The 23,594-nt window shown below is 66.0% G+C and carries 20 protein-coding genes and 2 pseudogenes; 4 read left to right on the top strand and 18 right to left on the bottom strand.

Annotation, left to right across the window (positions count from 1 at the left end; all coding sequences use genetic code 11):
- Positions 1 to 79: 79 nt before the first annotated feature.
- Positions 80 to 1,159 (top strand): tRNA epoxyqueuosine(34) reductase QueG, encoded by a 1,080-nt coding sequence (gene queG / locus LDN95_RS01880; RefSeq protein WP_226015937.1) that lies wholly within the window; start codon positions 80 to 82, stop codon positions 1,157 to 1,159.
- Here the strand turns inward: queG and LDN95_RS01875 are convergent.
- From LDN95_RS01875 to LDN95_RS01855, 5 genes are all read right to left on the bottom strand, one after another.
- Positions 1,143 to 2,384, bottom strand: a complete 1,242-nt coding sequence (locus LDN95_RS01875) for an FAD-dependent oxidoreductase (protein WP_226015936.1) — start codon at positions 2,382 to 2,384, stop codon at positions 1,143 to 1,145. The two genes, queG and LDN95_RS01875, sit on opposite strands and share 17 nt — an antisense overlap.
- A 91-nt stretch (positions 2,385 to 2,475) precedes the next feature.
- Entirely contained in the window at positions 2,476 to 7,200 is a 4,725-nt protein-coding gene (locus LDN95_RS01870) for an NAD-glutamate dehydrogenase domain-containing protein (RefSeq protein ID WP_226015935.1), read from the bottom strand.
- Positions 7,201 to 7,403: 203 nt separating this feature from the next.
- Entirely contained in the window at positions 7,404 to 8,405 is a 1,002-nt protein-coding gene (locus tag LDN95_RS01865; RefSeq protein ID WP_226015934.1) for an LLM class flavin-dependent oxidoreductase, read from the bottom strand.
- 27 nt (positions 8,406 to 8,432) lie between these two features.
- The gene (locus LDN95_RS01860) at positions 8,433 to 9,332 is read right to left on the bottom strand and encodes a hypothetical protein (protein ID WP_226015933.1); all 900 of its coding nucleotides are present in this window, start codon (positions 9,330 to 9,332) and stop codon (positions 8,433 to 8,435) included.
- A gap of 26 nt (positions 9,333 to 9,358) precedes the next feature.
- Complete coding sequence (locus LDN95_RS01855) at positions 9,359 to 10,117, bottom strand: alpha/beta fold hydrolase (RefSeq protein WP_226015932.1); 759 nt, start codon at positions 10,115 to 10,117, stop codon at positions 9,359 to 9,361.
- An 82-nt stretch (positions 10,118 to 10,199) separates the two neighbouring features.
- On the opposite strand from LDN95_RS01855, the gene LDN95_RS01850 reads away from it, so the two are divergent.
- The 3 genes from LDN95_RS01850 (at position 10,200) to LDN95_RS01840 (ending at position 14,592) form a co-directional block, all read left to right on the top strand.
- Positions 10,200 to 11,531, top strand: coding sequence for a glycosyltransferase family 39 protein (locus tag LDN95_RS01850; protein WP_226015931.1), 1,332 nt, complete (start codon positions 10,200 to 10,202; stop codon positions 11,529 to 11,531).
- 10 nt (positions 11,532 to 11,541) lie between these two features.
- Positions 11,542 to 13,533, top strand: a complete 1,992-nt coding sequence (thrS, locus tag LDN95_RS01845; RefSeq protein WP_226015930.1) for a threonine--tRNA ligase — start codon at positions 11,542 to 11,544, stop codon at positions 13,531 to 13,533.
- Between the two features lie 114 nt (positions 13,534 to 13,647).
- Positions 13,648 to 14,592, top strand: a complete 945-nt coding sequence (locus tag LDN95_RS01840) for a hypothetical protein (protein ID WP_226015929.1) — start codon at positions 13,648 to 13,650, stop codon at positions 14,590 to 14,592.
- Positions 14,593 to 14,596: 4 nt separating this feature from the next.
- On the opposite strand, the gene LDN95_RS01835 is transcribed toward LDN95_RS01840, so the two are convergent.
- From LDN95_RS01835 to LDN95_RS01775, 13 genes and pseudogenes are all read right to left on the bottom strand, one after another.
- Positions 14,597 to 15,934 carry an oxygenase MpaB family protein gene (locus tag LDN95_RS01835; RefSeq protein WP_226015928.1) on the bottom strand — a complete coding sequence of 446 codons (1,338 nt, stop codon included), beginning with the start codon at positions 15,932 to 15,934 and terminating at the stop codon, positions 14,597 to 14,599.
- A gap of 67 nt (positions 15,935 to 16,001) precedes the next feature.
- Entirely contained in the window at positions 16,002 to 16,451 is a 450-nt protein-coding gene (locus tag LDN95_RS01830; RefSeq protein ID WP_226015927.1) for a CerR family C-terminal domain-containing protein, read from the bottom strand.
- Between the two features lie 21 nt (positions 16,452 to 16,472).
- A pseudogene (locus tag LDN95_RS23270) lies at positions 16,473 to 16,598 on the bottom strand (TetR family transcriptional regulator); the annotation flags it as partial.
- Between the two features lie 104 nt (positions 16,599 to 16,702).
- Positions 16,703 to 17,062: a HesB/IscA family protein gene (locus LDN95_RS01820; protein ID WP_370631642.1), complete on the bottom strand. Its 360-nt coding sequence runs from the start codon at positions 17,060 to 17,062 to the stop codon at positions 16,703 to 16,705.
- A gap of 53 nt (positions 17,063 to 17,115) precedes the next feature.
- Positions 17,116 to 17,616, bottom strand: a complete 501-nt coding sequence (locus tag LDN95_RS01815; protein WP_226015925.1) for an SUF system Fe-S cluster assembly protein — start codon at positions 17,614 to 17,616, stop codon at positions 17,116 to 17,118.
- Positions 17,613 to 18,827 (bottom strand): cysteine desulfurase, encoded by a 1,215-nt coding sequence (locus tag LDN95_RS01810; protein ID WP_226015924.1) that lies wholly within the window; start codon positions 18,825 to 18,827, stop codon positions 17,613 to 17,615. Before LDN95_RS01810 ends, LDN95_RS01815 begins: the two co-directional genes overlap by 4 nt.
- Entirely contained in the window at positions 18,824 to 19,561 is a 738-nt protein-coding gene (locus tag LDN95_RS01805; RefSeq protein WP_226015923.1) for a SufD family Fe-S cluster assembly protein, read from the bottom strand. The genes LDN95_RS01810 and LDN95_RS01805 overlap by 4 nt, the downstream gene beginning before the upstream one ends.
- Positions 19,558 to 20,301: a Fe-S cluster assembly ATPase SufC gene (gene sufC, locus LDN95_RS01800; protein ID WP_226016280.1), complete on the bottom strand. Its 744-nt coding sequence runs from the start codon at positions 20,299 to 20,301 to the stop codon at positions 19,558 to 19,560. Before sufC ends, LDN95_RS01805 begins: the two co-directional genes overlap by 4 nt.
- A gap of 57 nt (positions 20,302 to 20,358) precedes the next feature.
- Entirely contained in the window at positions 20,359 to 20,862 is a 504-nt protein-coding gene (locus tag LDN95_RS01795) for an endonuclease domain-containing protein (protein ID WP_226015922.1), read from the bottom strand.
- Positions 20,859 to 21,230 (bottom strand): hypothetical protein, encoded by a 372-nt coding sequence (locus LDN95_RS01790; RefSeq protein ID WP_226015921.1) that lies wholly within the window; start codon positions 21,228 to 21,230, stop codon positions 20,859 to 20,861. Before LDN95_RS01790 ends, LDN95_RS01795 begins: the two co-directional genes overlap by 4 nt.
- Positions 21,227 to 22,750, bottom strand: a complete 1,524-nt coding sequence (gene sufB / locus LDN95_RS01785) for a Fe-S cluster assembly protein SufB (protein ID WP_226015920.1) — start codon at positions 22,748 to 22,750, stop codon at positions 21,227 to 21,229. The genes LDN95_RS01790 and sufB overlap by 4 nt, the downstream gene beginning before the upstream one ends.
- Positions 22,747 to 23,193 (bottom strand): Rrf2 family transcriptional regulator, encoded by a 447-nt coding sequence (locus LDN95_RS01780; protein ID WP_226015919.1) that lies wholly within the window; start codon positions 23,191 to 23,193, stop codon positions 22,747 to 22,749. Before LDN95_RS01780 ends, sufB begins: the two co-directional genes overlap by 4 nt.
- Before the next feature lie 295 nt (positions 23,194 to 23,488).
- Positions 23,489 to 23,594: pseudogene (locus LDN95_RS01775) on the bottom strand (IS5/IS1182 family transposase); the annotation flags it as partial.

Below are 23,594 nucleotides of genomic sequence, written 5' to 3'. Positions count from 1 at the left end.
CCTTCAAAAAGCTGCTTGTCGCGTCCATTTTCATGGCAATGCGGCTATGGCATGGCGGTGAACATCCGGGACAGCAAGTTTGGTTAATTCTGCGGACACCTTTGGGCATGGCGATCTGGCCACGCGGCTGAAGCGCGAGGCGAGGCGGCTGGGCTTTGTCGCGTGCGGCATCGCGTCAGCCGAAGATGAGCCCTTGCGCGCCGAACGGCTGGAGCAATGGCTGGGCGAAGGCTGCCACGGCACGATGGAGTGGATGGAAACGCGCCAGCACCACCGGCGCGGCCCCCGCTCGCTGTGGCCCGAAGCGCACAGCGTGATTGCGCTGGGGATGAGCTATGCCCCCGCTGCCGACCCGCTGGCGCTGGCGGCGCATCCCAACCGCGCGCGCATCTCGGCCTATGCCCAAGGCGCGGACTATCACGACGTGGTCAAGCGGGCGCTCAAGGCGCTGGCGCGGTGGCTCGTCGTCGAAGCGCCGGGGGCCGGGGTCAAGGTGTTCGTCGACACCGCGCCGGTGATGGAAAAGCCGCTGGGGCAGGCCGCCGGGATCGGCTGGCAGGGCAAACACACCAACCTCGTCTCGCGTCAGGCGGGTTCGTGGCTGTTTCTGGGGGCGATCTACACCACATTGCCGTTCACGCCCGATGGCATGCATGCTGACCGCTGCGGGTCATGCACCGCCTGCCAGTCCGCCTGCCCGACCAATGCCTTCCCCGCGCCCTACCGGCTCGACGCGCGGCGCTGCATTTCGTACCTGACGATCGAGCACAAGGGGCCGATCCCGGTCGAGTTCCGCGCGGCGCTGGGCAACCGCATCTATGGCTGCGACGATTGTCTGGCGGTCTGTCCGTGGAACAGCTTTGCCACCGCAGGCCAGGCCAACCGCGCGTTCCTGCCGCGCGCCGAATTGGCGGCACCCCGGCTGGCCGACCTGTTGCAGCTTGACGATGCAGCGTTCCGCGCGGTGTTTGCCGGATCGCCGATCAAGCGGATCGGGCGCGACCGGTTCGTGCGCAACTGCCTTTACGCGGCAGGCAATAGCCGCGATCCCGCGCTGTTCATGGCCGCACACCGCTTGTTGGCCGATCCTGACCCGGCGGTGGCCGACGCTGCCAGTTGGGCCATGGACCGGATCGCAGAGGCTATGCCAGTTCCTTGAGCGGCACCGAGGCGTCGGCCAGCTTTTCGGGCGCGATCACCGCGCCAGCTTCGACCAGCTTGCGGCCCTGGACATAGTCCTTGACCATGTTGACGCAATCGAGCGCGATCAGCTTGCCCGCCTTGAGGTAGAGTACCGAGAACGAGCGGGTGGCCGGATCGCCGCGCAGCACCGCCCGATCGTGCCCGGTCGATAGGCCGACGGTCTGGAGCTTGAGGTCATACTGGTTCGACCAGAACCATGGGGTCGCCTTGTAGGGCACCAGATCGCCAAGAATCGCCTTGGCCGCGGTGGTCGCCTGATCGTTGGCGTTCTGCACCGATTCGAGCCGGATCGTCGCGCCTTCGGCAAAGCCGTTGGCATGGGCCGCGCAATCGCCGATGGCATAGATGCCGGGCAGCGAGGTACGGCAGAATTCGTCCACGGTGACCCCGTTGCCCCCGGCAGCGCCCGCCGCCAGCAGCGGCGCGACGCACGGGATGATGCCGATGCCGACGATCACGATCTCGGCGGGCAGGACCGTGCCATCGGCCAGCTTGACCCCTGTGACCTTGCCATCGGCACCGACAAGATGATCGACGGTCACATTGGTGCGCAGATCGACGCCGTGCGCGCGGTGCTCGGCCTCATAGAAGCTGGACAGCGCTTCGCCCGCAACCCGCGCCAGCACGCGCGGCAGCGCTTCGAGCAAGGTGACATGCACGCCAAGCTTGGTCAGCACGGCTGCGGCTTCAAGGCCGATGTAGCCGCCGCCGATGACCACGGCCCGCTTTGCCCCGGCATCGAGTTCGGCCATCAGCCGGTCGGCATCGGCGCGGGTGCGTACGCCGTGTACGCCGGCAAAGTCGGACCCTGCGCAGCTCAGCCGACGGGGATCGCCGCCGGTTGCCCAGATCAAGGAGCCATAGGCCACGATCGCGCCATCGCCGAGCGTGACCGTCTTGGCGACGGGGTCGATTGCGACCACCTCGCGTCCCAGCGCCATGGTCACGTTCTTGTCGGTCCAGAACTGCGCGGGGCGGATGCAGATGCGGTCGAACGTCTTGTCGCGGGCGAGGTATTCCTTCGACAGTGGCGGGCGTTCGTAGGGGATTTCAGGCTCGCGCCCGATCAGCAGGATCGACCCGGAAAAGCCGTTCTGGCGCAACGCGATCGCCGCCTGTGCACCGCCGTGTCCACCGCCGACGATGATGACATCTGCCCGATCCGCAATTGCTTCGCCCACATCGCATCTCCTGCCTGTTGCAGCGGTCGATTTGGGCAAAACGAGGCCTGCGTCAACCGGCCCGGGCAAATTTGTCCGGGCCGGAACAGCTTTAGCGCGACAACAATGTGCGCGCCTGACTGGCAAGCTGCGCCAACATCGCCGGTGCGATGGCGCCAGTCGCTTGCGCGCGGCCGATCAGCGCGCGGAACTGGCGCACCGGCGCGGCATGGACGTCCAGCCACTTGCTCACGAACGCCGATGGATCGGCGCCGCCTGCACGCGCAAGGAAGTCCAGCCGCATCTGCTGGAAATCGCGGGCCAGACCCGCCACCAGCAGCCGCTCCCACGGATCGGACGGGTTCATCCGGCTGGCGGCCTGCTGCGCCCAATCGAGACCAAGTCCGGCGCCAAGGTCGGCAAAAGCGCCGGTCAGCGCTGCCGCGTCGACGTCGAGTTGCCCTGCCAGATGCGCCAGGCCGATTGCGCCATCCATGTCGAACACGTGGACCACCCGCGCGACGATGTCGGCGGGAATGCCGCTTGCGGTCAGATCCTGCGCCATGCGCCGGGCCTGCGCCTGCGCTTCGCCGCGCAACAGTTCGGCCGCCGTGTGCGACAGCAGCCCGACGCCGCCCGCCAGATCCTCGATCAGGTCGTCCGGTGCCAGCGTACCGCGCCCTGCGCGCAGTACATCGGCGACATGGGCGCGAAGACCGCGCGAGACACGCTCGAACATTGCGATGCGCAAGGGCTCGGGCATTTCGGCGGTGTCGAGCATGGCCCATGTGTCGGCCATGTCGAGCAGGCGTTCGGCGGCGACGAAGGCTGCTGCCACTTGCGCCAGCGTGCAACCTTCTTCCTCGACCAGTTCGAACGGATGGACCGGCCCCAGCCGGTTGATGATACGGTTGGCCAGCTTGGTGGCGATGATCTCGCGCCGCAGCCGGTGGTGCGCAATGTCGTCGGCAAAGGCCTCGTGCATCTGCGACGGGAAGGCGGCGAACAACTCGGCCTCCAGCACCGGATCGTCGACCACCGGACTGTCCTCCAGCGCGTGTTGCAGCGCCAGCTTGGTGCTCGACAGCAAGACCGCCAGTTCGGCGCGGGTCAGGCCCTGTCCGGCTGCTGCCCGGCGCGCATAGTCCTCGGCCGGCGCCAGTCCTTCGGTCTTGCGGTCAAGGTCGCCCGCTTCTTCCAGCACGTCGATCAGGCGCGACCAGGCAGGCACCGCTGCCGCGCCGCCATGTTCGGCGATCGACAGCGCCAGCGCCTGCAACCGGTTGTCCTCAAGCACCAGCGCAGCCACTTCGTCGGTCATCGCCTGCAATAGCGTGACCCGATCGTCCTCGGTCAGACGCCCGGCACGCTTGGCCGAGGCGAGCGCGATCTTGATGTTGACCTCGTTGTCCGAACAGTCGACGCCGGCCGAATTGTCGATGAAGTCGGTGTTGCAGCGTCCGCCGTGCAGTCCGAATTCGATCCGGGCTGCCTGCGTCATGCCCAGATTGGCGCCCTCGCCGATCACGCGCGCGCGCACTTCATAAGCCGAAACGCGCAAACCATCGTTGGTCGGATCGCCGACGCTGACGTTGTTCTCGCCCGATGCCTTGATATAGGTGCCGATGCCACCGAACCACAGCAAGTCGGCGGGGCTGAGCAGGATCAGTGAGATCAGCGTCTCGGGATCGACCTCGGCCACGTCGACGCCCAGCATCGCGCGCACTTGCGGCGACAGCGGGATCGCCTTCAGTGACCGCGGGAACACCCCGCCGCCTTCCGAAATCAGCGCCTTGTCGTAATCGTCCCAACTCGACCGGGGCAGCGCGAACATGCGTGCGCGCTCGGCCCAGCTTTTGGCCGGATCGGGATCGGGATCAAGGAAGATGTGGCGGTGATCGAACGCGGCCACCAGCTTTATCGCCTGCGACAGCAGCATGCCGTTGCCGAACACGTCGCCCGACATGTCGCCGCAGCCGACCACGCGGACGCTCTGCGTCTGCACATCTGTGCCAAGCTCAAGGAAATGGCGCCGCACCGACAGCCATGCACCCTTTGCGGTGATGCCCATCGCCTTGTGGTCATAGCCCTTCGACCCGCCGCTGGCGAAAGCATCGTCGAGCCAGAAATCGCGCGACTGGGCGATGGTGTTGGCCACGTCCGAGAAGGTGGCGGTGCCCTTGTCGGCGGCGACCACGAAATAAGGGTCTTCGCCATCGCGGATCACCACCTGATCGGGGTGGACGACTTTGCCATCGACGATGTTGTCGGTGACTGAAAGCAAGGTGCGGATGAACACCTGATAGCTCGCCAGACCTTCGGCCAGCCAGCCTTCGCGGTCGCGCGCCGGGTCGGGCAGGTGCTTGGGATAGAATCCCCCCTTGGCGCCGGTAGGGACGATCACCGCGTTCTTCACGCGCTGCGCCTTCATCAGGCCAAGGATTTCGGTGCGGAAATCATCGCGCCGGTCGGACCAGCGCAAGCCACCCCGCGCCACGGGCCCTGCGCGCAGATGGATGCCCTCGACCCGCGGTGCATAAACGAAGATCTCGCGCCAAGGCACCGGACGCGGGAGTCCGGGGACGAGCGCCGAATCGAGCTTGAAGGCCATCGCCTCGCGCCCGGCGGGGGCAAAGGCGTTGGTCCGCAGGATCGCCTCGACCAGCGCGTGGAAGCTGCGCAGCAGACGGTCGTCGTTGATGGCCGCAACCCCGGCCAGAGCGAGGCGGATCTGGTCGGTCGCCTGCGCCTCGGCGGCGCTGCGATTGCCCATGAACGCCGGATCGTGCCGCGCCTCGAACAGATCGACCAACCCGCGTGTGACGCCGCTGGCGCGGCGCAGGGCATCGACCGCGGTTTCGATCCCGAAGGTCATCCCGGCTTGGCGCAAATAGCGATACCACGCGCGCAACCAGCCGGTTTCGCGCAGGCCCAGCCCGGCCCCAACGATCAGCCGGTTGAAGGCATCGTCCTCGGCCGCACCGTTCAGTACGGCGGCCAAGGCGGATTCGATCACCTGCCCGCGTTCGAGCAACGCGTCGCCCTGCGTCGCGGCAGGCGGGGCGACCAGAAAGTCGTGGATGAAGCCCATACGCCCGCGATCAAGCGCGGTTGGCACTTCCTCCAGCACGCGGAAGCCGAAGTTTTCCAGCACCGGCACGGCATCGGAAAGCACGATGGCGCCTTCGCGCTGGTACAGTTTGAGCCACAGCCCCTCGTCGCCCGCGCGGCGATGCAGACGCGCCGCGCGCCGGGGCGCGTCGTTGCCGGAAAGGCCGCGCAGCACGCGGATGTCGCGCGCCGCCTCGGCCGCCCCGGCCCCATGGCGGTAGCCGATCGGGAACGCATCGGCGTAGCGCGCCGCGATGGCCGCCGCGCGCGAGGGGTCTTCGGTCTTGGCCAGCTCGGCTTCGACCGCACCGGCCCAGCCGCGCACCATCGCCTGCAGCGTCGCGTCGAGCGCGGTTTCGTCGGGCTCGACGGCGTTGTCGCGCGTGTCGAACACGAAGCGCATCAGCGCCAGTGCGCTGCCATCGACTTGCAGGCTCCAGTCGACCGCTTCGGCGCCGATCGCGGCTTCCAGCATGGCTTGCACCTTCAGCCGGATGTCGGTCGACTGGGTGTCGCGCGGCAGCCAGACAAAGGCGAAATGGTGGCGGGCGAGCGGGCCTTGCACCAGCACCAGTCGTGGGCGGGGGCGGTCAACCAGGCTCATCATCGTTGTGGCGACGCGCTCAAGATCAGGGTCGGCGAAGCTGATCAGCAGATCGTGCGGCAGTGCCGTCAGCGCGTGGATCAGCGCCTTTCCGGCATGGCCATTGGGTGTGACGCCCAGCCGGTCGATCAACGCGTCAAGCTGGCTGCGCATCCGTGGCACGCGATCGGGCGAGCTGGCCAGCGCAGCGCTGGTCCACACCCCGGCGTGGATCGACAAGGCAACCACGCGGCCCGCCTCGACCACCGGCACCACGAACAAGTCCAGCGGTACCCGACGATGCACGCGCGACAGCCGGTTGGCCTTGAGCACCAGCGGCGCGCGCACGGCATCGGCCCCGCGCTCGCCCGCGTGGTCGAACCATGCAAAGGCGCGCTCGCACGAGGCATCGGACAGCAACGGCTCGGGGCTGGCGCGACAGATGCCCAAGGCGTCGGCCAGCAAGGCCGTCGTCCCGTTATTCGGTCCGGCTTCGCGCAGGCGAGTGACGTGGCCCAACTGGGTCAGCATCCCTTCGGCCAGCCAGCGGAGCAAGGCCGCGCCTTCCTGATCGGGCAGGCTGCGGGCATCGCGCTGCATCGCCGCCTGCATCAGCGGCCAGTCCTCGACCGCAGCATGGACATCGGCCAGCGTTTCACGAAGCGCGGTCAGCAGATCGCGGCGGGCCTTGGCATCGGCGCGCTCGGTTTCAAGGTAGATCATCGATTCGCGGCGCTCGCCGATGGCATCGCCATCGGGCAGATCGATCAGGGAGCCCGACGGATCGCGGCGCACCGCAACGATGGGGTGAATCAGCCGGTCGATCGCCAGCCCTTGCGCGGAAATGGCGGCAGTGATCGAATCGACCAGAAACGGCTGGTCGTCGTTGATCACCGCGATCCGCAGATAGCGCGCCGCCGAATCGTTGCCCGACACGCTGTCGATGGCGATCGCGGCGTCGGCGCCGGGGCGCAGCCGGGCTGCCTCGCAAACGAATTGCGCGGCGCTGGCCAGCCGCCCCGCGGGCAGTTCGGCCGCTTCTTCGGGCAGCAGCGAGGCTTCGAGACGCTGGGCGAGGACCGTCGCAAGATCGACACTATCACTCCCGGAAAGGGTTGGTCCGGGTCTGGAAATTGTGGCCATGGCGTTCGGTCCTGCATCCACGCGGCGCAATCATTATCAGCGCCTATTATTATCTAACAATATCTCGCATCATTCATTCCAAGACAAGCTCAATTGTTACTCAAAGCTCGCCCCGAGCCACTGTAGGCCTGCGAATGTTAAGCGGCGATGTCGGTCCTCGCTCCGGCGAAACGCCTAAGGCCTGCAAACGTCTAAAGCGCCGGTCAAGCGGCCAACTCGGCGGTCAACAGAGCCACGGCCTCCATCGTCAGCGCCAGTGAGCGGCGGCGCATTGCCGGATCGAATGTAGCCCCGGCAACGATCAGTTCGTCGGCCCGCGTGCGTGCCTGAAATGCGGCGAGCCGTTCGGCGACCGTCGCCACGCTGCCGATGGCGCTGACCTGGCGCATGTGGTCGAGCATCGCGCGAGCGGGCGGTGGCAGGCTGTCGCGATAGCCCGCGATCGGCGGCGGCAGGCGTCCGGGCGAGCCGCTGCGCAGGCGCACGAACGACTGGTCCATCGAACTGGCCAGCAGAATGGCTTCCTCGTCGGTCGGCGCGGCCAGCACGTTGATCGCGGCCATGACATGCGGCTGGTCGAGCGTGGCAGATGGGGTGAAGCGGTCGCGGTAGAGCGTCAGCGCCGCATCAAGGTGATCGGGTGCGAAATGCGAGGCGAAGGCGAACGGCAGACCCAGCATCGCCGCCAGTTGCGCACCGAACAGGCTTGAGCCCAGAATCCACATCTGTGGTCGCGCGCCAAGACCGGGCGTTGCCTGCAGCGGCAGGCGCGCGTCGCCCGTGAACTGCAATTGCAGTTCTACCACGTCGTTGGGGAAGTTTTCCGCGGCGCGGTTCACTTCCTTGCGCAGTGCCTGGACGATGCGTTGGTCGGCGCCCGGCGCGCGGCCAAGACCCAGATCGACGCGGCCCGGAAACAGCGCATCCAGCGTGCCGAACTGCTCGGCAATGACCAGCGGGCTGTGATTGGGCAGCATGATGCCGCCCGCGCCGATGCGTATCGTCGAAGTGGCATGGCCGACATGGGCCAGGACCACCGCGGTCGCGCCCCCGGCGATACCTTCCATGCCGTGGTGTTCGGCTACCCAATAGCGATGATAGCCAAGCGCTTCGGCGGTGCGGGCAAGTTCTGCCGCCTGTTCCAGCGCTGCGCCCACGCTGCCCCCTTCGATGATCGGCACCAGATCGAGGACGGAAAGCTGCATGCGGCTTGTCTCCTGCCCGTCGGCCAGTCAGCGCGGCGGTTGTGGGGCTGATGTGGGGGGCGCGCCCAACTGTTCAAGGTATCCTTGCGCGGTCTTTGCCTCGGCGCTGTTCGGGGCGATCTGCACCACCGAAGCCCACGATTTGCGCGCGGCGTCATCATGTCCTGAAAGCACGGCGACCACGCCCGCTTCCAGCCCGATCGCCGGATCGCGCGGATCGAGCCCGGCGGCCGTCTCCACGTCCTTCTGCGCGCGCGCCAGATCCATTTCCCGCCTCGCCAGCGTTGCCGAAAGCAGCCAGCCTTCGGCATTGGCCGGTGCAAGCCGCGTTGCCAGATCCAGCGCGCTGCGTGCCTCTCCAAAGCGGGCAAGGGTGACGAGCGCGCGGGCGCGGTCGATGCTGATGCCGCCCCTCGCCACGGTATCGGGATAGTCGGTGACCGCCAGCGCCTTGTCGAACCAGTCGAGCGCCCGTGCCGCCGCGCCACCGGCCAACGCCGCATTGCCGGCCATCGCCAGCAAGGGCACGCCCGCAACCTTCTGCGCCTCGGGGATACCTTGCAGCGCGTCGGTAAAGCTGCGTTCCGCGTTGCCGAAGTCGCCGAGGTCGGACTGGATCAGGCCAAGGCACTGGTTTGCGCGCACGCGGGCTTCGGGGGTGGCGCCTTCGGCCAGCCAGCCGCGCGCAAAGGCAATCCCGGCCGCGCTGTCGCGCTGGGCCCGGCCAAGGCAATCGGCCAGCCGGTCGGTCGTCGCGGGCTTGCGTTCAGGCCCACCCGCCTCGGCCGAGGGCGCGGTCTCGATGATCGTGCGGCGATGCGGGATGGGCAGCGTCGATTCCTGCCGCTGTGACGGATTAGGCCCGACCTGCATCGCCGACGCCGCGTGCGGATCGGCCAGAAACAGCAAGGGCGCGAACATGATCATCGACAGGAACCTTTGAAACCGGGCGATCAGGCCGCCGTCACGACAAGGTCATCGATTGTCCGCAGCAACAAGGTGATGTCCTCGGCCCGCGACAGGCGATGATCGCCGTCCTTGATCAGCGTGACCTGCACGTCGGCTGAACGCAGCGCTGCAGCAAGCCGAAGCGACACGTCCCACGGCACGTCATCGTCGCGCTGACCATGCAGCAACCGCACCGGGCCTTCGAAGTCGATCGGTGATTCAAGCTGCCGGTTGTCCTGCCCGTCGGCCCAGAACCCCGGATGGGTCGGGGTCAGTTCGATGCCATAGGGGTTTTCTTCGTAGATCACGTGCCCGTCGGCCAGTTCCTCCTGCTGTCCGGCGCTCAGGCCCCAAGTGGTGAAATCGGGCGCGGGCGCGATGCCGACCAGCGCGGCCACCCGCTCGGGCAGGGTCTGGGCCACCAGCAACATCAGCCAGCCACCCATGCTCGATCCGCACAGAATCACGCGCGGCAGGCCGAGCGCGCGGATCAGCGCCACCACCTCGTCACGCCAGCGGGTCAGCGTGCCCTCGGCAAATGTGCCCTCGCTTTGTCCGCACCCCGAATAATCGAGCAGCAGGCAGGCGCGCCCTTGGGCTGCCGCATGGGCGAGCACGGCTTGCGCCTTGCCGCCCCTCATGTCCGACATGTAGCCGGGCAGGAACACCAGCGCGGGGCGACTGCCCGAAAGATAGCGATAGGCCACATGGTGGCCATTGGGCCCTTCGAAAAAGGCCAACGGAGCGAGATCGGTCAAGTCCATGGGACAGAGACTAGCGCCGCTCTCGCACGGGTGGAAGCAAACAAACGCTCTCTTTACCCGCTACGTGCTAGACCGAACGTCGATGAAAGATCGCATTCAAATCTGGCTGCATTGGCTGATCGGCAGCCGCCACGCCGTTCTCGCGCTGTTTGGGCTGTTCGTGGCCTTGCGCGTGCTGGCGATCTGCGGCTGGGTCAGTCCGAGTTCGGATGCGGACTGGTACTTTGCCCGCGCCGCGATGCTGGCGCGGGGGCAGGGCTACCTGAGCAACGCGGGCCTGCCGACCGCCTATTGGCCGCCGGGCTGGCCGATGGCGTTGAGCCTGGCATTCCGACTGGGCGGGATCTCGATCCTGACGGTCGGCCTGTTCAATTTGTTGAGCGCGACGATCGGAGCATGGCTCTTGCTCGATCTGGGGCGCCACTTGTCCGGCTCGGAAGCGGCGGCGCGGCTGGGACTGCTGGTTTATGCGATCTATCCCAATGCCATCCTGTACGTGCCGCTTGCCCTGACCGAGGTGTTCTACACCACCTTGCTGCTGGGCGGGTGTTGGCTGCTGGTAGCGCGGCCCCGCGCAGGTGAGGCGGGCTGGCCGTGGCTGGTGCTGGCCGGAACGGTGTTCGGCATGGCCACGCTGGTCAAGGCGCAGACGCTCGTCGTCGTGCCGCTGGTGCTGGCGATCGGCCTGTGGCGGCAGGGCAATGTGCTTGGCCGCCTGCCCGCCACCATCGGCAAAGCGCTGTTGCTGCTTGGTGTGGCCGCGCTCGTGGTCAGTCCGTGGACTGCGCGCAACAAGCGCGAACTGGGCGCGTGGGTGGCGGTGTCGACCAATGGCGGCATCACCTTGCTGACCGGCAACAACGAAAGCGCCACCGGCGATTTCACCCCCGACGATCCGGTGGTGCGCGCGCTCGATGCCCGCCGCGATCTGAATGAGCTCCAATACGATGCCGAGGCCAAGCGGCTGGGGCTGGCGTGGATCAAAGCGCACCCGGCGCGCTTTGTCGGGCTGATGCCGCGCAAGGCCTTCCGCCTGTGGGGCCCGGATGGCGAGGGAATGTGGGCATGGGAAAGCGGATCGCCCGCCTTTGCTGCCGTGCCATGGGCGTTCAAGGTATTGCGGCTGGCCAATCAAGCCTTTTACATCGTGCTGCTTGGCCTCTTCGCGCTGGCGGCGTGGGTGCAGGCGCGCGCGCGCTGGCTGGCGCGCCAGCGGCTGATCGACTGGTGGCTGTTGCCCTTTGGCATCGCGTTGTATCCTACCGCGATCTGCGTGATCTTTTCGGGCCAGTCGCGCTTTCACTATCCGGTCATGCCGTTCGTGTGCCTGACCGCCGGGTGGCTGCTGCTGCGCTGGATCGGCGCGCCCGATATCGCGCAATCCGGGCATGACAAGGCGCGCGCTGCCGGGTAAAGGCGCGGCCATGGCCGAACTTCTGAAGATCACCCTGCCCGATGGATCGCTGCGCGAAGTCGCTCCGGGCACCACTCCTGCCGACATCGCCGCCGCGATCGGCCCCGGTCTTGCCAAGGCCGCCATCGGCGCGCGTGTAAATGGCGAACTGTTCGACATCACCCGCCCGTTCGAAGGCGATGCCGCGCTGGCGCTGGTCACCGCGCGGGACGAGACAGACGCGCTCGAACTCGTCCGTCACGACTTTGCCCACGTGCTGGCAGAGGCGGTGCAGGCGCTGTTCCCCGGCACCCAGATCACCTTCGGCCCTTCGACCGACGACGGTTTCTACTATGACTTCGCACCCGCAGAGCGCCCCTTCACCGAAGAAGACTTGCCCGCGATCGAGGCGCAGATGCGCAAGATCATCGCCGCCGACAAGCCGCTGCGCCGCGAAGTGTGGAGCCGTGAGGATCTGATCGCGCGCTGGAACGCGCAAGGTGAGACATTCAAGGCGCAATGGGCCGCCGAACTGCCGGGCGACGAGCCGCTGACCGTCTACTGGTCGGGCAACGACTGGCTCGACATGTGTCGGGGCCCGCATCTGGCCAGCACCGGCAAGCTTGATCCCAACGCCTTCAAGCTGACGCGCGTGTCGGGCGCCTATTGGCGCGGCGACCAGAACAACGCGATGCTCAGCCGCGTCTATGGCACCGGCTGGCTCAACAAGAAGCAACTGGACGCGCACCTGACCCGGTTGGAAGAGGCTGCCAAGCGCGACCACCGCAAGCTGGGCGCTGAGATGGACTTGTTCCACCTGCAGCAAGAAGCGCACGGTTCGGTGTTCTGGCATCCCAAGGGCTATCGCATCTGGCGTGAGCTTGAGGCCTATATGCGCCGCGCCATCGATGGTGCCGGCTATCGCGAGGTCAAGACCCCGCAAGTGATGGACGCGCGTCAGTGGGAGCAGTCCGGCCACTGGGGCAAGTACCGCGAAAACATGTTCGTCATCCCCGACGAGGTGCCCAACACCGAAGATGAAGGTCCGGTCATCAGCGGCGAGGCCGACTGGATGGCGCTCAAGCCGATGAACTGCCCGGCACACGTGCTGATCTTCCGGCAGGGTCTGAAGTCGTATCGCGAACTGCCGCTGCGCCTGTATGAAAACGGTTGCTGCCACCGCAACGAACCGCACGGCGCGCTGCATGGCCTGATGCGCGTGCGCCAGTTCACGCAGGACGATGCGCACATCTTCTGCCGCGAGGACCAGATCGTCGCCGAAGTGCGTGCCTTCTGCGAACTGGCCGACCGCATCTACAAGGACTTCGGCTTCACGTATTCGATCAAGCTGGCGCTGCGTCCCGAAAAGCGCTTCGGTACCGACGCGATGTGGGATCAGGCCGAATCCGAGCTGCGCAATGCCGTGGCTGAAGCGGGCCTTGCCACTGCCGAATATGGCTGGGAGGAATTGCCCGGCGAAGGTGCGTTCTATGCCCCCAAGCTCGAATGGCACCTGACCGACGCGATTGGTCGCACCTGGCAGGTGGGCACGATCCAGTCAGACCGCGTGCTGCCCGAACGGCTTGATGCCAGCTACATCGCCGAGGATGGCGAGCGGCATCGCCCGGTCATGCTGCACCGCGCGATCTTCGGCTCGTACGAACGCTTCATCGGCATCCTGATTGAACACTTCGCCGGAAAGCTGCCCGCCTGGCTGGCACCGGTGCAGGCGGTGGTGGCCACGATCGTGTCCGACGCCGACGACTATGCTCGCAGCACCACCGAAGCACTGCGCGCAGCCGGTATCCGCACCGAAACCGACACCCGCAACGAGAAGATCAACTACAAGGTGCGCGAGCATTCCTTGCAGAAGGTTCCCTACTTGCTTGTGGTCGGCAAGCGCGAGGCCGAGGAAGGCACCGTCGCCATCCGCACGCTGGGTGAACAGCAGCAGAAGGTCGTCCCGCTGGCCGAGGCCATCGCCTTGCTCAAGGCCGAAGGTGCCGCGCCCGACTTGCGCTGATCGGCCAAACTGGTTGCAAAATTAGGGGGATTGGGGACCGGAATGCCCCAATCCCTTAACCTTGTTCCGGCATAGACTGATACAAAGTGTCAACTGTGGACCGGACCCCAGCCCATGTCGCTCCATTTCCGCGCCCTTGCCGATCAGGCCGTTGCCGACGGCACCATCACCCCCGACGAAGTACTGGCCTTGCGTCGTGAGGCATGGCCCGATGGGGTAATCGACCCCGGCGAAGCGGACGCCATCCTGACGCTCAACGATCATGTGACCGCGCCCACCCGCGAATGGACCGACTTCGTGGTCGAGGCGATCGGCGAATTCGTCGTCAATGGCACCGAGCCCAAGGGCTACGTCTCAGAAGAGACGGCGGACTGGCTGATGGCCCGGCTCGATAACGATGGGCGGCTCGAATCGCTGACCGAGTTGGAAGTGCTGGTGCGCGTGCTGGAAAAGGCGCTTGGCGCGCCCGAACGGTTGCGCGCCTATGCGCTGGTGCAGATCGAGCGGGCGGTCGTGTTCGGCACCGGGCCGACGCGCAATGGCGGCATGCTTGACGCTGGCCTGATCACGTCTGCCGAATGCGCGATCGTGCGCCGGGTGATCTTTGCGGCGGGCGGCGATGGCCCGGCGCGGGTAAGCCGGAGCGAGGCTGAAATGCTGTTCCGCATCAAGGATGCCACATTGGGCGCGGCGAACGCCTCAGAATGGGAACGCCTGTTCGTGCAGGGTGTCGGCAACTACCTGCAAGGCTGGCAGGGCGCGCATGACTTGCCCCGCGAGCGCGCCGCCGCACTCGAAACATTCATGAATGATCGTACAAGCCGGGTCGGGCAGTTCCTTGGCCGGGTGGTGCGCACCACGCCCACCGGATTCCTTTCCGCCGCGCGCGATGGCGCCGGCTTTGGCCGCAAGGGCGCAGGGCTTGGTGTGGTGGCCGAGGCCGTACGCGACCATGCCGTGGACGGCACCGAACAGGCCTGGCTGCGCGGACAGATCGACGCGGATGGCGAGACCGATCCGCTGGAACAGGCGCTGCTGCGTTTCCTCGAGGCCGCCTGATCGCTCAGGTTGCCGGGACGGCTCCCGGCGCCGGACGGTACTTTTCGGCGTCGCTGGTGAATTCGGCATGGCCCAGTGTGCCAAGGTAATTGCGTACTTTGCCAACGAGGCGGCGGTCCGCCAAGCGGCGCAGGCCGGGAACTTTGGCGGCCGCCTCGAACGCGCGGATCCGACCAATCACATGAACCCCGACAAGCCCTGCGCGCAGCTTGTCGGCAGCGTCGATCCGCACCCCGAAATCGCGGGCGCGCTCTTCCTTGCCGTCGCAGAAGTTCTGCAGGAAGTAGAGCTTCGAAAAGCTCTTTTCGAAGCGTTCGCGGATGGCCCCGGCAGGCGTGGAGGTATCGACCAGTTCGGTCTCCATGGTTGCCTTTAGCAGGGCGCCGCAGGTCGCTTCGTCAAAGCCGCTGCGAATGGTGACCATCCGCGCGTTCCAGATGTCGACCACGTCCTGCGGATTGTCGCCCAGCAGATCTTGCGGCAGACCCAGCAGGAAACAGCGATAGCGGCTAAGTTCGACTTGCGCGCGTTCGTCGGCGTTGAAGGTCTTGCGCCCTTCCTTTAGCGCCTTGGCCGACAGGAAGTAGTCCGAGATCAGCCCGGCGGGCATCTGGTCCACTTGCGGGATCGGGATGCCATAGACGCGCTGATCCCAGCGTGCACGTGCCAGCACGTTGAAGCGCACCATCGAGTGCATCAGCCGCACCATCGCCGCTGCCTTGAAGCCCGGGCCGAAGCGCTGGAGCGCCCCCGGCAGCGTACTGGTGGCAAAGAACACCGCGGTTTCCTTGATCCGGCGGCCTGCAGTCTTGTGCGACAGGGTGCCGGTCAGCGCCATCGGCAGAGCGGCGTACTTGTTCATGAACGTGGCGATGAAGCCGCCGCGGATGGCCCAAGGCGCAAAGTTGGCCATCGCGTTGCGCTGGATCGAGGCGCCGCGTTCGATCAGGTCCATGTTGACCCATGCCGGAGTGGCTTCCATCGACCGGATGAAACGCACGAGCTCGGCAGGCGCATCGGGAACGGCATCCAGCCCCTTGTCGCAGGCCAGTGTCAGCATATCGACCAGCGGGCGGAAGCCGTACTGCGGCATCAGCGCGGCATAGGGATCGGCCACCGTGTCGCCCAGCATGGTGTAGGCCTCCATCCGCTCGATCAGGTCGGACCGGGCGAGCAGGCGGCTTGCATCCTTGGCAAAGGGGCCGCGCAAGTCCGATAATTCGGGCTGATCCTTCAGCAGGCGCTCGGGCCAGATCGAGAAATCGACCGCACCGAACATGACGGGATTGTCGGTGCGCTGGCTGGCAACCTTGGCGCGCAGCGCGGCGATGGCGGTCGTCATGGTCCCAAATCTCCCGTTATGCATTGGGACGAGAAATACTATCGATCGATACGTTTTTCAAGCCGCATCAAAGGGCATCGATTTCCGCGTCGAGCACGGCGGTGATCGCGGCCAATTGGGCCGCACCGAAAGCGTCCCAACCGAACGCGCGCAGGGCCACATGGCGGCCGTTCTGGAACGCCGACAGGCTGGCGATCATCATCATCGCACGAATCCGGGCTGGCTCGTCAACGGTGCCGCGTCCTTGCAAGCGGGCGATCAGCGTCGCCACCAGTTCGATGCCGGGTGCCCACAATTGATTGTGCATGATCTCGAACGCGGGGCCAGGTTCGAGCAGTTCGCGCGCAACAAACGCGCTCCACAGTGTCGATTCGTCGGTGGCGGTCAGGCCGTGGGCAACTGCGGCCATCGTGCGCTTCAGTTGCAGGCGGATCGCTTCGGGCGAGGCGCCTGCGGCAAGAGCCGATTGCGCATCGCCAGCAGCGCTTGCGGTACGCTGGGCAAACCGTTTGGCCACTTCATGCGCGCAGGCGAGATAGAGGCCTTCCTTGCCGCCGAAATAGTATTGCAGCGAAGGCAGGGTCGCGCCGGCTTGCTGCGCGATCGCGCGGGTTGTCGCCGCCGCAAAGCCGACCCTGCCGAATTCGGCAAGCGCGGATTCCAGGATGCGCTGCCGCGATTCCTCACCCTTGCGATAGCCGCCGCTGCCGCCTGTCCGGCGTTTGGCGCGCGGGGCAGGGGCGATCGCCGTCAGGGCGTCTTCGGTGGTCAGATCGTGAAGCTTTCGCCGCAGCCGCAGGTGCCCTTGGCGTTGGGATTGGTAAACACGAACCCGGCGGTGAAATCATCGTCCTGCCAGTCCATCGTGCTGCCAATCAGGTACAGCACCGAACCGCCGTCGATGAAGAAGGTGCCACCCGGTGTCTCGATCCGCTCGTCGATCGGATTGGCGCTGGTCACGTAGTCGACCGAATACGCCAGTCCCGAACAGCCCCGGCGCGGGGTCGACAGCTTGACCCCGATGGCATCGGCGGGCGCATCGGCCATCAGCGCGGCAATGCGCGCTTCGGCACTGGGGGTCAGGATCACGGCGGCAGGGCGCTGGCGAATCTTGGTCTTGGTTTCGATCGTCACAGGAATTGTCCCGTTGAGGGCAGCAGGTCACCGATATGGGTACGGTGTCACAGCATCCCAAGTTCAAGCTTGGCGTCATCGCTCATCTTTTGCGGATCCCATGGCGGATCCCACACCAGATTGACCTCGGCATCGCGCACGCCCGGCACCGCACTGACGCGCAGTTCCACTTCTGCGGGCATTGATTCGGCCACCGGACAGTGGGGCGTGGTCAGCGTCATCGTGACGACCGCGTGGCCCTCGCCATCCACCTCGACGCCGTAGATCAGCCCCAGATCGTAGATGTTGACCGGAATTTCCGGGTCGAAGATGTCGCGCAGGGCCGAGATCACGCCTTCGTAAATCTCGCCACCCGGCTCGCCCGGGGCAATGCCCGCCGGCTTTTCGATGAGGAACCCGTCGAGATAGTCGCGCTTGCGCTCAAGCTTTTGCGCTGCGGTTTCCTCGACCGCCTGCTCGGCCGGTTCGGGAATGTCGTCGACACGGGCGCGGCGCGGCGCGGACACGCCTTCCACTTCCTCGACAACGAACTTCGGGGTCTCGTTCATCCGAATATCCTCATCGTCCGCTCGATCCCGCGCAGCAGCGCGGCGATGTCGCTTTCATCACTGTAAACACCGAAACTGGCGCGCGCCGTGGCCGGAACGCCCAGATACTCCATCAGCGGTTGCGCGCAGTGATGGCCTGCGCGGATCGCCACGTTCTCCTCGTCCAGGATCGTGCCAAGGTCGTGCGGGTGCACACCTTCCAGCGCGAAACTGACGATCCCGGCGCTGTCCTCCGGCCCGAACAGCGTGACCGAATTGATCCGCGATAGCTCGGCACGCGCCTGCGCCACCAAGGCGGTTTCGTGTGCGTGGATCGCGTCGAGCCCGGCATCGCGCACGAAATCGACCGCGGTTGCCAGCCCGAGCGCCTCGATGATCGCAGGGGTGCCCGCCTCGAAGCGCTGCGGGGCCGGGGCCCATGTAGTCTGGGCAAAAGTCACGCGGTCGATCATCGATCCGCCGCCCTGCCACGGACCCATTTCGGCCAGAATGTCGGCCTTCGCCCACAGCGCGCCGATGCCGGTCGGGCCATAGAGCTTGTGCCCGGAAAAGACGTAGAAATCGCAGCCCAGCGCCGCCACATCGACCGGCAGCCGCGCCACCGCCTGACAGCCATCGAGCAGGATCATTGCCCCCACGCCATGCGCCAGCGCCACCGCGCGAGGCGCGTCGAGCACCGAGCCCAGCACGTTCGACACATGGGCAAAGGCCACCAGCTTGTGCGCCGGTGTCAGCATGCGCTCGGCGGCATCAAGGTCGATCCGGCCATCGGCGGTCAGCGGGCAGACGTCGATCTCAAGCCCCGTACGCTCGCGGATCAACTGCCACGGGACGATGTTGGAATGGTGCTCCAATTGAGACAGCAGCACGCGATCACCGGGCCGCAAGTTGGCCACGCCCCAGCTTTGCGCGACAAGGTTGATCGCCTCGGTCGCGCCGCGGGTGAATACCACTTCGCTTTCATCGCCGCCGATCAGCGCCGCCACGGTACGCCGCGCGGCTTCGTAGGCGAGCGTCATTTCGGCCGAGCGGGTGTAGACCCCGCGATGCACCGTGGCATAGTCGCGGCCCATCGCATTGGCGGTAGCGTCAATGACAACTTGCGGCTTCTGCGCGGTGGCGGCGGTGTCGAGATAGTGCCAGCGGCGGCCGTCGGCATGCACCAGTCCGGGCCATTGTGTGGCCGAGCGAGTCAGCGTGTCCGTGCTCACAGCAAGGCCTCCAGCGCCGCCAGCGATGCGGCGTTCAATGCGTCCCCGTCAGCCGCGCCAACGAAAGCTTCGGCCAGAAAGGCCTGCAGCATCAGCTTCTTGGCTTGTGCCGGTGGCACCCCGCGCGAGGCGAGGTAGAACAACCCTTCGGCGCTCAGTTCGCCCACCGCGCAGCCATGCGCGCACTTTACGTCGTCGGCGTAGATTTCCAGCTCGGGCCGGGCGTTGGCGGTGGCGGTGCGGTCGAGCAGCATCGCGCGCACCGACTGTTCGCCATCGGTGCCGATCGCGCCGCGATCCACTGTAACGCGGCCAAGGTAGTTGCCGGTGGCATGGCCCGCCAGCACCGACCGGACTACCTGCCGCGAGGTGGCGTCGGGCGCAGTGTGGACTACCTCGGTCACGATCTCGACGGTCTGGTCGCCACCCGCCAGTTGCGCGGCGCCCAGATGGAACCGCGCGCCTTCGCCCAGCACCGCCCTGACCGACAGACGGCCATAGGCGCCCGCAACGTTGAGCAAGTGCAGGTCGAAGCTGGCCCCGGCCTCGATCGTCAGTTCCAGATCGCGGGCAACCGCGTGGGTTGCATCGTCGGCAATGACGGTCAGCGCGGCGCTGCTTCCCGCAGCGACGCGGATCGGCTCCACCGGCACCGGCCAGAGCGGGGCCAGCGCGGCAAGATCGGCGTAGCGAAACGCCTCGTCCTTGCGCGTGGGGAAATCCAGTGCGGTCATGCCGCCACCGCCTCATAGCCTTCGTTTTCAAGCTGGAGGGCGAGTTCCGGGCCACCGGTCTTGATGATCCGGCCGCCTGCCAGCACGTGGACGAAATCGGGCTTCACGTAATCGAGCAGGCGCTGGTAGTGCGTGATCAGCAACACGGCTTTGTCGGGCTTGCGCATGATCGCGTTGATGCCTTCGCCGCAAATGCGCAGCGCGTCGATGTCCAGCCCCGAGTCCGTCTCGTCGAGGATCGCCAGTTTGGGATCGAGGATGCCCATCTGCACCATTTCGGCGCGCTTCTTTTCACCACCCGAAAAGCCGACGTTCACCGGGCGCTTGAGCATGTCCATATCCATGCGCAGCAGCGCGGCCTTCTCGCGCGCCAGCTTGAGGAATTCGCCCCCCGACAGCGGCGCTTCGCCACGGTTCTTGCGCTGGGCATTGGCCGCTTCGCGCAGGAACTGGACGAACGAGACACCGGGAATTTCGACCGGATACTGGAAGCCAAGGAACAGCCCTGCTGCCGCGCGTTCGTGCGGCTCCAGCGCAAGCAGATCCTGTCCGTCGAAGTCCACCGTCCCGCCGGTCACTTCGTAACCGGGCCGTCCGCCCAGCGTATATGCCAGCGTCGACTTGCCCGCGCCGTTCGGCCCCATGATCGCATGGATCTCACCCGGATTGATGGTGAGCGACAGCCCTTTCAGGATGGCCTTGCCAGCGATCTGGTTGGACAGGGAATCAATGGTGAGCATGGTCATTCGCAGTCTTTCGGGTTCCGCAAGGCTTGTCGGGATGGCGCGGCGATCGGGTTATCGGCCACCGCCGTGAGGGCGATGGCTTTGCGGACGGGCACCATAAGCACGCGGGGCGGCGCGCAGTTCGTTGAAGCGCTGCTTCATTTCGGCCAGCACGGCTTGCGCGGCGCCTTCCGGATCGGCGGCCACTTCGCCCGCGTCATAGCGGATCACCCGCAGGCCGATTTCGCTCAGGCTTTTGTCGCGGCGCTGCTCGATTTCGGGCGCGGCAACGCCTTCGCTCAGCATCACAACCAGCTTGAGCGGCAGGCAGGCGAAGTCGGCGATGGCCGAGCCGATCACGGCAAAGCCCTTGAACTTGTACTTGCCAAGGTCGGCCTTGCCGAGCTCGAGCGCCAGCGCGGAATGCGCAGCGGTCGGGTTGCGGCGCATTTCGCGCGCGGTTTCGTGGATCGCGTCGAGCCGCGATGTCGTGACGTTCCAGCCGCGTCCCTTCTTGGGTACGCGGGGGGCGTCGTCACGCTCGTCGGCGGGACGCAGGGTGAGTGTCGGCTTCATTGGTTGTCCTTCCTGCCGTTGCAGTTGGCGAGGAAATCGGCGCGCATTTCATCGAACAGGTCACGCCATGACCGTTCGATTGCGCGGGAATCGTCAAGCTGCTTCTGCCGCCCATCAAGCTGGGCAAGTGCATTGGCGGTACTGGCCTGTCCGGCCGGTGTCGATACCGGTGCCGCCAGAATCGCCGCACGTTCCTGCGCAATGGTGCGCTGCTCGGCATAGGCGGCGGCGGCAAATTCGGTGCGGCGGTGCGGCTCGCTGCTGATCATCTTGCGGATCTCGACGCGGTTGCACGTCTTCACCGCATCCAGCGCAGGTGTCGAATCGGGCACTTCGACCCCGCCCAGAAGCAACAGGGCCATAATCATCCGACGCTTCCTTCAAGGCTGATGCCCAGCAGCTTCTGCGCCTCGACCGCGAATTCCATCGGCAGCTGCTGCAATACCTCGCGCGCGAAGCCGTTGACGATCAGCGCCACCGCGCTTTCCTGATCGAGCCCGCGCTGCATCGCGTAATAAAGCTGATCGTCGCTGATCTTGCTGGTCGTCGCCTCGTGCTCGATCGTGGCGCTGGGGTTGCGCACCTCGATATAAGGCACGGTATGCGCACCGCAGTCGGCTCCCAGCAGCAGGCTGTCGCACTGGGTGAAGTTGCGCACGCCTTCGGCCTGCGGTGCCACGCGCACCAGCCCGCGATAGGTGTTGTTGCTGTGGCCCGCGCTGATCCCCTTCGACACGATGGTCGAGCGGGTACGCTTGCCGTTGTGGATCATCTTGGTACCGGTATCGGCCTGCTGATAGTTGTTGGTGACCGCGACCGAGTAGAACTCCCCGACGCTGTCATCGCCGTTGAGCACGCAACTGGGGTACTTCCACGTCACCGCGCTGCCGGTTTCGACCTGGGTCCAAGACACCTTGCTGCGCGCGCCCTGGCACAGCGCTCGCTTGGTGACGAAGTTGTAGATGCCGCCCTTGCCTTGCGCATCGCCGGGATACCAGTTCTGCACGGTGGAATACTTGATTTCGGCATCGTCGAGCGCGACCAGTTCGACCACGGCAGCATGCAACTGGTTTTCGTCACGCTGCGGCGCCGTGCAGCCTTCGAGATAGGACACATAGGCGCCCTTGTCGGCCACGATCAGGGTGCGTTCGAACTGTCCGGTGTTCTGGGCATTGATGCGGAAATAGGTCGACAGCTCCATCGGGCAGCGCACGCCTTCGGGGATGTAGACGAAGGTACCGTCGGAAAAGACCGCGCAGTTGAGCGCGGCAAAATAGTTGTCGTGCATCGGCACGACTTTGCCCAGCCAGCGGCGGACCAGATCGGGATATTCGCGGATCGCCTCGCTGATCGAGCGGAAGATCACGCCCGCCGCTTCCAGCTCCTTGCGGAAGGTGGTGGCCACCGACACGCTGTCGAACACGGCATCGACCGCGATCTTGCGCGCGCCTTCGACGCCGGCCAGCACGGCCTGCTCGGCCAGCGGGATGCCCAGCTTTTCATAGACGCGCAGCAGTTCGGGATCGACCTCGTCCAGGCTCTTGGGCCCATCCTTGGTCTTGGGAGCGGCCCAGTAATAGGCGTCCTGATAGTCGATCGGCGGGATCGACAGCTTGGCCCAATCGGGCGTTGGCATCGTCAGCCAGTGGCGATAGGCCTTCAACCGCCAGTCAAGCATCCACTCGGGCTCGTCCTTCTTGGCCGAGATGTAGCGGACGGTATCCTCGGACAGGCCTTTCGGTCCGTATTCCTGCTCGATGTCCGAAACCCAGCCGTGCTCGTAATCGGCCACGCGGGCCGCAGCGTCGCGCGCGGCCTGATCCTTGACCGGCGTTTCGATCAATGCATCCTGCAAGGGGGATTGGGTAATGGTGATTTCCTTGGTCATGCGGCAACCTCTGCCGCAGGGCTCGCCAGCGCGGTGAGGCGCGGCGTGGCAAAGCGGGTGAGCGGAATGTCGGCCAGCGCGCCGCGCACGGCAGCATCGACGGCGGGCCAATGCGGACGAACGCAGCACGCATCTTCAAGCGTGCAGACCGTGCGGCCAGGTTCGCTGCAGGCAGCCAGTGCGATCGGACCCTCGATTGCCTCGACGATATCGGCCACCGAAATCGCGGCTGCCGGCCGTGCCAGCTTCAGGCCGCCGCCCGCGCCGCGCACCGCCTTGAGCAGGCCGGCGGCAGACAGCTTGCTGACAAGCTTCTGCACGGTGGGAACCGGGAGGCCGGTTTCGTCGGCAAGTTGCTGCGCAGAGACGCGCGCGTGGCCGCAATGCCGCGCTGCGGCGGTCATCGTGACGACGGCATAATCGGCCATGCTGGACAGTCGCATCGAACCAGAAGTCCCTTTGGGCGGCACCCGATCCGAAATCGGACCGAATCGCTCCGGTTCCCCCTAGGCCTGCGGAATCGGCAAAGCAAGCGGGGTGGCTTCGGCTTTTGGGGCAGATGATTGACGCGCCGCGTGAAACCACAGGGCACCCCGCATGGCGGACGGATGTATGGCGGTTGCGCCTGCAAGTAGCTGAAAGGACGAATAAGCGCTTGCGCAGCGAAAACTGGTCCGGACCAAAAAAAGGGCGGCCACCCCAGGGGATGGCCGCCTTAGAGCCCGATTCAAAAGTCTGTCATGCGGCTGAAAGTCGCGCAATTCTGCGGGTTAGCATCCGGATAGAAGCGATATTCGCCCACGCGGTCGAGCTCTCGATGGAGCGTTCCCAGTCTTTGGCGAGG

Origin of the sequence: Novosphingobium sp. FKTRR1 (assembly GCF_020404405.1) — a bacterium.
GTDB lineage: Bacteria > Pseudomonadota > Alphaproteobacteria > Sphingomonadales > Sphingomonadaceae > Novosphingobium.
The sequence above is the reverse complement of the archived record's forward strand: the minus strand, read 5'-3'. Positions and strand labels throughout refer to the sequence as shown.